8 protein-coding genes are annotated in these 10,160 nt (G+C 64.3%); 1 reads left to right on the top strand and 7 read right to left on the bottom strand.

Annotated elements, in window-relative coordinates; genetic code table 11:
- Window positions 1-206: 206 nt before the first annotated feature.
- Window positions 207-3,725 carry a transcription-repair coupling factor gene (gene mfd, locus SO156_RS44895; RefSeq protein WP_498539328.1) on the bottom strand — a complete coding sequence of 1,173 codons (3,519 nt, stop codon included), beginning with the start codon at window positions 3,723-3,725 and terminating at the stop codon, window positions 207-209.
- Window positions 3,722-4,012, bottom strand: a complete 291-nt coding sequence (locus SO156_RS44890; protein WP_458145322.1) for an FAD assembly factor SdhE — start codon at window positions 4,010-4,012, stop codon at window positions 3,722-3,724. The genes mfd and SO156_RS44890 overlap by 4 nt, the downstream gene beginning before the upstream one ends.
- Before the next feature lie 206 nt (window positions 4,013-4,218).
- Between SO156_RS44890 and recG the strand changes: the two genes are divergently transcribed.
- A complete protein-coding gene (gene recG / locus SO156_RS44885; protein WP_458145323.1) occupies window positions 4,219-6,327 on the top strand; it encodes an ATP-dependent DNA helicase RecG in 2,109 nt (702 codons plus the stop codon).
- 25 nt (window positions 6,328-6,352) lie between these two features.
- Here the strand turns inward: recG and SO156_RS44880 are convergent, their stop codons facing one another.
- From SO156_RS44880 to SO156_RS44860, 5 genes are all read right to left on the bottom strand, one after another.
- Complete coding sequence (locus tag SO156_RS44880) at window positions 6,353-7,204, bottom strand: helix-turn-helix domain-containing protein (protein WP_498539327.1); 852 nt, start codon at window positions 7,202-7,204, stop codon at window positions 6,353-6,355.
- Window positions 7,205-7,321: 117 nt separating this feature from the next.
- Window positions 7,322-7,711 carry a nuclear transport factor 2 family protein gene (locus SO156_RS44875; protein WP_498539326.1) on the bottom strand — a complete coding sequence of 130 codons (390 nt, stop codon included), beginning with the start codon at window positions 7,709-7,711 and terminating at the stop codon, window positions 7,322-7,324.
- A gap of 174 nt (window positions 7,712-7,885) precedes the next feature.
- The gene (locus tag SO156_RS44870) at window positions 7,886-8,740 is read right to left on the bottom strand and encodes an NAD(P)-dependent oxidoreductase (protein ID WP_498539325.1); all 855 of its coding nucleotides are present in this window, start codon (window positions 8,738-8,740) and stop codon (window positions 7,886-7,888) included.
- Between the two features lie 113 nt (window positions 8,741-8,853).
- Entirely contained in the window at window positions 8,854-9,633 is a 780-nt protein-coding gene (locus tag SO156_RS44865) for a DUF502 domain-containing protein (RefSeq protein ID WP_458145327.1), read from the bottom strand.
- 101 nt (window positions 9,634-9,734) lie between these two features.
- A partial coding sequence (locus SO156_RS44860) for an SIS domain-containing protein (RefSeq protein WP_498539324.1) occupies window positions 9,735-10,160 on the bottom strand: 426 nt, incomplete at its 5' end.

The following is a 10,160-nucleotide window of genomic DNA, read 5'->3' as shown; positions in this document are numbered from 1 at the left end:
GCCGCGGTTGCAGTCGCGGCAGGCCATTCCTCTCGGAACACCCCGACAATATCTGATTGCGCTATTACAAGGGTGGGCAAAGCGACTTGTCCGCCGTAACTCGAAGAGCGAAGGCGGAAGCGTGCCCACCTTTTTTATCGCACGCGCAGAGAGATGGTGGGCCGGTGCTACGCGCCTTCGCCCACCCTACAACATCACATCAACAGCTACGCCGCCTTCTTGCTCGTGGCGAGCTGCGCAAGCTGGCGCAGGATCTCCGTCGTGCCCGCAAGCCGCTCCTCCGGCGTCTCCCAATCCTGGAAGAATACCACCTTCATGTCGGGCCGCACCTTCGCGGCCTCGCCGTGGCTGCGGATGAACGACACCAGGCGGTCCGGGTGGGCAAAAGAATTGTCGCGGAAGACGATGACCGCCCCCTTCGGGCCGGCATCGACCTTCTCGACATTGGCGCTCCGGCAATAGGCCTTGATCGCCGCGATCTTGAAGAGATACCGCACCTCGTCGGGCAACACACCAAAACGGTCGCGCATCTCGGCGGCAAAGTTCTCGATCTCCTCCTCGGTGTCGAGATCGGCAAGCCGCCGGTAGAGCGACAGCCGCACCGAGAGGTCGCCGACGTAATCTTCCGGGATGAGCACGGGCATTCCGATCGTAATCGACGGCGACCAGCGGTCGGCCGCGGGCTCCGAGACGCCGGCCTTGAGGTTGACGATCGCCTCTTCCAGCATCGACTGATAGAGCTCGAAACCGACTTCCTTGATATGGCCGGACTGCTCCTCGCCGAGCAGATTGCCAGCGCCGCGAATGTCGAGGTCGTGCGAGGCGAGCTGGAAGCCTGCGCCGAGCGTTTCCAGTGATTGCAGTACGGTGAGCCGGCGCTCGGCCTGAGCGGTGATCTTCTGCTGCGCCGGCAGCGTGAACAGCGCATAGGCGCGCAGCTTCGACCGACCGACGCGGCCGCGGAGCTGGTAGAGCTGGGCAAGGCCGAACATGTCGGCGCGATGCACGATCAACGTGTTGGCATTGGGAATGTCGAGGCCGGACTCCACGATGGTGGTCGAGAGCAGGATGTCGAACTTGCCGTCGTAGAACGCCGTCATGATGTCCTCGATCACCGCGGGCGGCATCTGCCCGTGCGCGACCGCGACCTTCATCTCCGGCACGTTCTTGTCGAGGAAGTCCTTGACCTCGGCCAAGTCATCGATCCGGGGCACCACGTAGAACGCCTGCCCGCCGCGATAGCGCTCGCGCAGAAGGGCCTCGCGGATCATCAGAGGATCGTGAGGGGCAACGAAGGTACGCACCGCGAGGCGGTCGACCGGGGGCGAGGCGATGATCGAGAGCTCGCGCACGCCAGTGAGCGCGAGTTGGAGCGTGCGCGGGATCGGCGTCGCCGACAGCGTCAGTACGTGCACCTCGGAGCGGAGTGCTTTCAGCCGCTCCTTGTGGCTGACGCCAAAGTGCTGCTCCTCGTCGACGATGAGCAGGCCAAGGTCGCGGAACTTGATCGCCTTGCCAAGCAGCGCGTGGGTACCGACGACGATGTCAACCGAGCCGTCGGTGATGCCCTTCTTGATCTGGTTGAGCTGCTTGGTTGGGATCAGCCGCGAGGCCTGCGCCACCTGCACGGGGAAGCCGCGGAAACGTTCGGTAAAGGTCTTGTGGTGCTGGCGGGCCAGCAGCGTGGTCGGCACCACCACCGCGACCTGCTTGCCTTCGAGCGCGACCGCAAAGGCCGCGCGCAATGCAACCTCCGTCTTGCCGAAGCCGACGTCGCCGCAGATCAGCCGGTCCATCGGACGGCCCTTTTCGAGGTCCTTTAAGGTGGACTCGATGGCCCCAAGCTGGTCCTCGGTCTCGTCATAGGGGAAGCGTGCGCAGAACTCGTCATAGAGGCCGGGCTGCACCGGCAGCTTTGGCGCCTCGTGCAGTTGCCGCTCGGCGGCGATCTTGATCAGTTCGCCCGCGATCTCGCGGATACGGTTCTTCAGCTTGGCCTTGCGGGTCTGCCAGCCAGAGCCGCCGAGACGATCGAGCTCGACCGTCGTCTGGTCGGAGCCGTAGCGCGAGAGCAGCTCGATGTTCTCGACGGGCAGGAACAGCTTTGTCTCGGCCGCATAGTGCAGCTCGAGACAGTCGTGCGGTGCGCCGCTGACCTCCAGCGTCTGCAAGCCGACGAAGCGGCCGATGCCGTGGTCGACGTGGACGACGATGTCGCCAGCCGCAAGGCTCGTCACCTCCGAGATGAAATTATCGAGCTTGCGGCTCGCCTTGCGCGGCCGCACCAGGCGGTCGCCAAGAATGTCCTGCTCGCTGATGAGCGCAATCTCGTCGGTCTCGAAACCGCTCTCCAGGCCCAACACGGCGAGCATAGTCTCGTTGCGCGGGGTCGCCTGCACGGTGCGCCAGCTATTGACGCTGGTCGTATGCGTCAGCTTGTGGTCGCGCAGCATCGAGGTCATGCGGTCGCGCGAGCCTTCGGTCCAAAGCGCGACGACGACCTTCTTGCGTTGGGCTTGCAAGGCCATTACGTGCGCCACCACCGCCTCGAAGACGTTGACGGTGGAATCGTTGCGCTCGGGCGCAAAGTCACGCCCCTTGCGCGCGCCGGCATCGATGATGCTGCTGCCGTCGGCCGGCACCGAGAACTGCGTCATCCGCACCAGCGGGATCCCGCCTTCGCGCTTCGCCCATTCCTCTTCGGTCAGATACAGTCGATCCGGCGGCAACGGCTTGTAGACGGCACCGCCGGTCGGATGCTCCAGCGCATCGCGACGCGCCTCGTAGTAATCGAGGATCTGCTTGAAGCGTTCGCGGATCGCATCCTCGGCTTGCGGCTCGATCGCGACGGCAGCGCCTTGCAGATAGTCGAACAGCGTGTCCATCCGCTCCTGGAACAATGGCAGCCAATGCTCCATGCCGGGATGGCGGCGGCCTTCGCTGACGGCCTCGTAGAGCGCATCGTCGCGCTCGGGCGCACCGAATTCGGCGACATAGCCCATGCGGAAGCGGCGGATGGTTTCGGTGACGAGCTGAAATTCCGAGATCGGCACCAGATCGAGCGAGCGCATGTCCAAGAGCGTGCGCTGCGTCTCGGCATCGAAGGAGCGGATCGATTCCAGGCTGTCGCCGAAGAAGTCGAAGCGGACGGGCTGGTCGAGGCCAGCCGGGAACAGGTCGAGAATGCCGCCACGCACGGCATATTCGCCGGGCTCGCGCACTGTGGAGGAGCGGCTATAGCCGTTGTGCTCGAGCCAGGCGACGATCGTGTCCATCGGCACGACATTGCCCGGCGCGAGCGAGAGTGCCTGCGCCGCCACCAGATCGCGCGAGGGCACGCGCTGCACAATGGCGTTCACGGTGGTCAGCACGATCAGCGGCTTATCGCTGCCGGTGAGCGAGGCCAGGCGCGCGAGCGTGGTCAGGCGCTGGGCCAGGATGCCGCCATGCGGCGAGACGCGGTCATAGGGCTGGCAATCCCAGGCCGGGAACTGGAGCACGGGCAGATCCGGCGCGAAGAATTGCAGCGCTCGCTCGAGCTGCTGCATGCGCGGACCGTCGCGGCAGACGACCGCCAGGCTGACGGCCGACTTCTTGGGCCGCGCTGCGATCGCGCGGGCGAGATCGGAGACGACGAGTCCCTCAGCCCCCTCAGCGACATTGGCGAGAGTCAGCGCGCGGCCGGGCGCCAGCAACTCGGCCGGTGATTTCAACGCCGGTTTCATACGTTGCCATCCGCCACGGGAAACGCCTTGATGCGGGCAAACAGCACTCCGGCGACGTCGGCCGGCAGCACCTTGTCGCCGGTGATGGCGGCATAGAGGTCGGGATCATTGACTTCGAGCAGGCGCTCGAGCTCGGCAAGCTCGCCCTCGGACAGATTGCCGATCTCCGCGTCCGCAAAGCGGCCGAGAATGAGGTCCATCTCGCGGGTGCCGCGGTGCCAGCAGCGGAACAGAAGCCGCTTGCGGCGCTCGTCCAGGCCACCGCTCGATCGTGTCGTTCCCGTCATTTTCGTAAGATCCAGTCCAACGCCGAAAGCCCGGACGTGCCGGGCGGGGGTGATATAGCGACTGAGGCGACCAATGTCAGCTTTTTGTTGCAGCGGCTCACGGTACTCAGACCATCATGGCCCGAGCCGCTCGCCCGATGAAAAAAGCCGTGGATGCCCGCCATAAAGCCGGGCATGACGGGCACGAACGATCCTAGATTCGCCTCATGCGCCCCAGCCTGCTCAATCCGCTGTTTGCTCTCGTGACCAGCCTGCCCGGTGTCGGGCCGAAGCAGGACAAGCTGTTGCGCTATCTCCTTGGTCGCGATGAGACGCCGCGGCTGGTCGATCTCCTGCTGCATCTGCCGAGCAACGTGATCGACCGCCGCGCCCGGCCGAAGATACGCGACGCCGTTGCCGGCACCGTGGTGACACTGGAGGTGACGATCGATCGCCATCGCCCACCCCCGCCGCGCAATGCGCGCGCCCCCTACCTCGTCTACGCCAGCGACGACACCGGCGACGTGGTGCTGACGTTCTTCCGAGCCAAGCCCGGTTATGTCGAAAAGCTGCTACCGGTCGGCGAGAAGCGCTACGTCTCCGGCACGCTCCAGATGTATGACGGCATCCCACAGATCGTGCATCCCGACCGCGTGCTCGACGAGGAGGCCATCGCAAAGCTCTCCGGCATCGATCCCGTCTATCCGCTGACAGAGGGCCTGGCGCTCGGCTCGCTCCGCCGCGCTATCGCGCAGGCGCTGCAAAAGCTGCCGGCCTTGCCGGAATGGATCAGCCCGGAGGTCATCCGCCGCTGCCACTTCCCACCCATCGCGGAAGCGCTCACGCGTGTGCACCAGCCGGTCGAGCTCACGGACGTGCTGCCGGACCAGCCGTTCTGGTCGCGGCTTGCCTTCGACGAGTTGCTCGCTGGCCAGCTCGCGCTGGCGCTGATCCGCGCGCAGCTGCGCAGGCCTGCCGGCGTGCGCAATGCCGGCGACGGTCATTTGCGCAACAAGATCATCGACGCCCTGCCCTATGCACTGACGCCGTCGCAGCGCAACGCCGCGGCGGCGATCGCCGACGACCTGAAACAGCCCGTGCGCATGCTGCGGCTGCTTCAGGGCGACGTCGGCTCCGGCAAGACCGTGGTGGCACTGCTGGCAGCCGCCGCCGTCGCCGAAGTCGGCAAGCAGGCCGCGCTGATGGCGCCGACCGAAATTCTGGCGCGCCAGCACATCAAAACCATCGCCCCGCTCGCCGAGTGCGCCGGCTTGCGGGTTGCGATCCTCACCGGGCGCGAGAAGGGCAAGGAGCGGCGCGACATCCTCGCGCGGCTTGCCGATGGCGAAATCGATCTTCTGGTCGGAACCCACGCGCTGATCCAGGACGACGTGATCTTCAGGGCGCTCGCGCTTGCGGTGGTCGACGAGCAGCATCGCTTCGGCGTGCGCGAGCGGTTGGCGCTGACCTCGAAGGGCGAAGCGGTCGACGTGCTGGTGCTGAGCGCCACTCCCATCCCGCGCACGCTGGTCTTGACCTATTTCGGCGACATGGATGTGAGCGAGCTGCGCGAGAAGCCGGCGGGCCGGCAGCCGATCGACACCCGGGCTGTGCCGATGAGCCGCCTTTCTGAGGTCATGGACGGCGTCGACCGAGCACTGCAAGCGGGCAAGCTGGTCTACTGGATCTGTCCGCTGGTCGAAGAATCCGAGGCCGAGGGTACCGAGCATCTGACCAACGCGACCAAGCGTTTCGAAAGCCTGCAAAAGCGTTTTGGCGATCGCGTCGGTCTGGTCCACGGCCAGATGAAAGGCACGGAGAAGGACCGCGTGATGGCGCAGTTCGCCGCCCACGAGATCGGACTTCTGGTTGCCACCACGGTGGTCGAGGTCGGCGTGGACGTGCCGGCGGCAACCATCATGGTGATTGAGAACGCGGAACGTTTCGGGCTCGCACAGCTGCACCAGTTGCGCGGCCGTATCGGACGCGGCTCGGAAGCCTCCACCTGCCTCCTGCTCTACAGTGAACCGCTCGGCGAAATGTCGAAAGCACGGCTCAAGGTGATCCGCGAGACCACCGACGGTTTTAGGATCGCGGAGGAGGATCTGAAATTGCGCGGCGAAGGCGACGTGCTCGGCGTGCGCCAGAGCGGTCTCCCCGGCTACCGGATCGCACGCTCCGAGGTGCACAGCCAGCTCATCACGCAAGCGCGCGACGAGGCGCTGCGCATCATGAAGGACAATCCGAAGCTCACAGGCGAGCGCGGCGAAGCGCTGCGCTGCCTGCTGTATCTTTATGAGCGGGACGAAGCGATCCCGCTGATCGGGGCAGGTTGATGCTTATCGATCTGGTTTGTCCCCGTCAGTGGCGGGCAGACCAAAGGCCGGAACGGGCCCGCACGAATCTGCAATGCTCGGCTTCGGTCGAATCATTGGCCGGAAACATGCACTCAAGTCGTAGCTCCTCTGCAGTGATCGTCTGCGGCGTTCCGACCGTTGTGATCATGGAGAAATAGTCCAGTGTCACCCCGTCCTTGACGAAGGTAAGCGGAATCATCGGCAGGGCATCACCCGGTGACGGCGCGCGCCATTCCGGCTTCACGCCCGGATATTGCGACAATTCCGCCAGAAGCGCCTTCATCCTCTCGTCGATGACGCGTCCGACCGCCTCGCGATACACGCGCGCGAGTAATCCCCGGGCCGTCTCCGGCCAGTTCGCCACGAAAGGACGCATGCCTTCCGGATCGAACATGAGGTGCAGCAAGTTCCGCGGGGTCGGTCGTGCGGACATGTCGATGAAGCAGTTGAACAACTGCGGTGCTGCCTCATTGGTCATCAGCACGTTCCAATACCGGTCCATGACGATAGCCGGAAAGGGCTCGTGTTGACGCAGCATGCGTTGCAAGGCGCGGTTGATGCTCGTCATGACGGGCGCATCGAGAGCGGGATCGAAATAAGAGGGCGCGTAGCCGGCGGCCAGCAGCAGCTCATTTCTTTCGCGCAGCGGGACATCGAGGGCCTGGGCAAGATCGAGCAGCATTTGGCGGCTCGGGGTGCTGCGGCCACTCTCCACAAAGCTGATGTGCTTCTGCGAGACACCGGCATCGAACGACAGATCGAGCTGCGTCTTGCCGCGAATATCCCGCCAATGACGCAGGAGAGCACCTGCCGAAGTGGCCGCGGTTGTCTTGATGTCGCTGGCCGTCGCTTTCATGTCGACCGCTCCTTCATTCGACTTTCCGATGTGCAGCTGCGTCAACACTCTACAGCGGGGGTGCCTCGGATCACCCGAGGCACCGAAAGGCCATTGGTGCAGGACTGAACCAGGAGATCAACCAAAGGCAACCGGGCCTACTGCACCAACCCAGCGACGCACCTTGGTGTCGTCCTTCTCGTCCATATAGAAGAAATGGGTCATCGTGGGATGCACTGTCGCCGCCGACCGGTCATCGGGTGTCATGTCCACGACACCGCGAAACACTTTCAGGAATCCGGCATCCCAATATTCGGTGACGTGATGCAGCGCAGTGAACCCGGTGTCGATAAACGCCTTCAGATTGGCGCGGATCGCCTCGCGCCCCTCCCAATCTGCCACGCCAAGATTGCAGACGGCATCCTCCGCAAAGCAGTCGAAACCCTTTCCGAAGGTCTTGTCGTCGATCTCCTTCCACATGTCGAGGAGCCACTGGGGCGGCTCTTTCCTCGTAAACATGACTTGCATATCTCTCTCCTCATGTAGTGACTCACGCTCACCAGCAAACCTGATTGGATGCTTGCCGGCGGGTGGATGATCAGGAGAGTAGTCGGGCCGCGAATTGGCTCAATTACATGCCAGGTAATAAAGCCGACGCGGCGCGGACGTCATCGTATGGGCGCCTCCGCTCTTTGCGGACAACTAGGCCTTTTTCGCGCTTTTCTCCGCAAACGCTTTCAACAGCGCCGCATCCGCCGCCTCGCCCTTCGCATCTTCAGCAAGATGCTCGAACCACCGCGCAAAACCCTCGTAGACCTGGCTCGCAGGATGATCGGGTCCCAGAAAACCTGCGATCTCCCGCATCTCGGCGACCCAGCGATAGGCCTTCGGGATCATGTCGGGCAGTGCGGTGGACAGCCGTGTCAAAATCGCGGGTTGGCTGAGCGCGAGTTCGTCGCGCAGCGCATCGGCGGCGCCGGCCTTGGTGGCCGCCAGCACCATGGCCGAGCCGATGCCGGCGAGACCCTTGGCGATACCCGCGTAGGACATTTTCAGCGCGGAGGCTGCGCCGACCGGGCCTTCCACGATCCGCAGGTCAAGACCAAGCTGTTTCAGCACGGCCAGATCCTTTGCGCGCTCGCCGGACACGTAGAACGCCGGCCCCTTGCTGCCGGGCTGCGGCGGAAAGCCGATGATGCCGGCATCGACGAACGGCGCCTGCGCCGAACCGATGATCTCCTCGATTCCCAGCACGGTATCGACGTTGACGGCGTTGCAGTCGACGACCAGCGGCTTCTTCTCCCGCCTCACGATCACCGCGGCCAGCCGCTCGGCAAGCGCCACGGCCTCGCCCGGAGGCACGATCGACAGGATGATATCGCAGCCGGCGATATCGGCATCCTCGGCGGCGATCATGCCCGCCTCTGCGGCGCGCTTTGCGGTTTGCTCGCTGCGCCCCTTCAGCGAGGTCAGCACGCACGCGCCGTTTTCACTCAGGCGACGGGCGACCGCGCTGCCCATGGCGCCGGGTGCGAGGATCGCGATGGTTGGGGACATGGCTCACTCCAGTTCGAATGCGAAAGCGATCTGCGCTTCGTCATCTCGAATGATAGCAGAGTGAGGGAACCGCAAAACGAATGGCCGCCATCCCGCGGTGGAATGACGGACGCTCACTCCACCTTGGCGGGCTCGGGGTGGACGGCCGCGGCATTGGCGATGCGGGCGGCGTTCACCACACCCGCAAGGGCGGCGATCTTCTTTGGATCGGGGCTCGATCCCGGCTGCACCACGCCCGCCGACATGATCAGAGTCGCAGCGTCTTCCGCGCTCAGCTCAACCTCGATGATTTTGCTCTTGGGTACATAGAAGAAGAAGCCGGTTGTCGGGTTCGGCGAGCACGGCAGGAACACCGAGACATGCTCCTCCTGTCCCGGGAGGCTGCGGGCGATGTCCTCGCTCGGCGATTGCGAGATCAGCACGATCGACCACATGCCCGGCGAGGGAAACTCGACCAGCCCGACTTTCCGAAAGCTCGACCCCTTGCCCGAGAACAGCGTCTCGAACACCTGCTTCAGGCCGCGGTAGATGGCGCGCACGGCCGGGATGCGGCCGAGGAAGGTCTCGCCGACATCGACCAAGGTCCGGCCGATCAAATTGGCTGCCAGGAAGCCGACCAGCGTCAGCGTGAAAAATGCGACAATCAGTCCCCAACCGGGAACGCCGTACGGCAGATAAGTTTCCGGCCGATAGGCCAGCGGCACGAACGGCCGCACCACCCCGTCGACCCAGGTGACGAACCACCAGACCAGATAAAGGGTGATCGCGATCGGTCCCGTAACGACGAGGCCGGTCAGAAAATAATTGCGGAATCGGCCCATCAGGCCGGTATGCGGCTCCGGCGGCAGGTCTTCGGCAGGCACAGGCGGGGACGCGTCGTCACGGGCGGTCATTCGGGTTCCAAGTCGGTCGCAGCACTCTAGCTAGGGTCTTCTAGCAGATTTTTGAAGGTGCAAAGCGACCGCACCCGCTCTTGTCCTGAGCCCATCCCTGCCTATTCGACGGTCACCGACTTGGCGAGATTGCGCGGCTGGTCGACGTCAGTGCCCATCACGACCGCCGTGTGGTAGGCCAAAAGTTGCACGGGAACGGCATACACCATTGGCGTGAACGCAGGCGCCATGTCGGGCATGACGATTGTGACGAGCGAATCCACCGTCGCCTCCGCTGCGCCCTTGGCATCCGTCATCAGGATGATGTTGCCGCCACGGGCAGCGACCTCCTGCATGTTGGAAACGGTCTTCTCGAACACGCGATCGTGGGGCGCGATCACCACGACCGGCACGGTCTCGTCGATCAGCGCGATCGGCCCGTGCTTGAGCTCGCCGGCGGCGTAGCCCTCGGCGTGGATGTAGGAGATCTCCTTCAGCTTCAGGGCACCTTCGAGCGCGAGCGGGAAGCTGGTGCCGCGGCCGAGATA

This window comes from Bradyrhizobium sp. UFLA05-125 (genome assembly GCF_059803515.1).
This window is presented reverse-complemented; position numbering and strand designations above follow the sequence as displayed.

Bases quoted from the DNA above. Each gene is read 5' to 3' on its own strand.
- SO156_RS44870 (WP_498539325.1), bottom strand. From the start codon at position 8,740: ATGTCCCCAACCATCGCGATCCTCGCACCCGGCGCCATGGGCAGCGCG.
- SO156_RS44890 (WP_458145322.1), bottom strand. From the start codon at position 4,012: ATGACGGGAACGACACGATCGAGCGGTGGCCTGGACGAGCGCCGCAAG.
- recG (WP_458145323.1), top strand. From the start codon at position 4,219: ATGCGCCCCAGCCTGCTCAATCCGCTGTTTGCTCTCGTGACCAGCCTG.
- SO156_RS44865 (WP_458145327.1), bottom strand. From the start codon at position 9,633: ATGACCGCCCGTGACGACGCGTCCCCGCCTGTGCCTGCCGAAGACCTG.
- SO156_RS44875 (WP_498539326.1), bottom strand. From the start codon at position 7,711: ATGCAAGTCATGTTTACGAGGAAAGAGCCGCCCCAGTGGCTCCTCGAC.
- mfd (WP_498539328.1), bottom strand. From the start codon at position 3,725: ATGAAACCGGCGTTGAAATCACCGGCCGAGTTGCTGGCGCCCGGCCGC.
- SO156_RS44880 (WP_498539327.1), bottom strand. From the start codon at position 7,204: ATGAAAGCGACGGCCAGCGACATCAAGACAACCGCGGCCACTTCGGCA.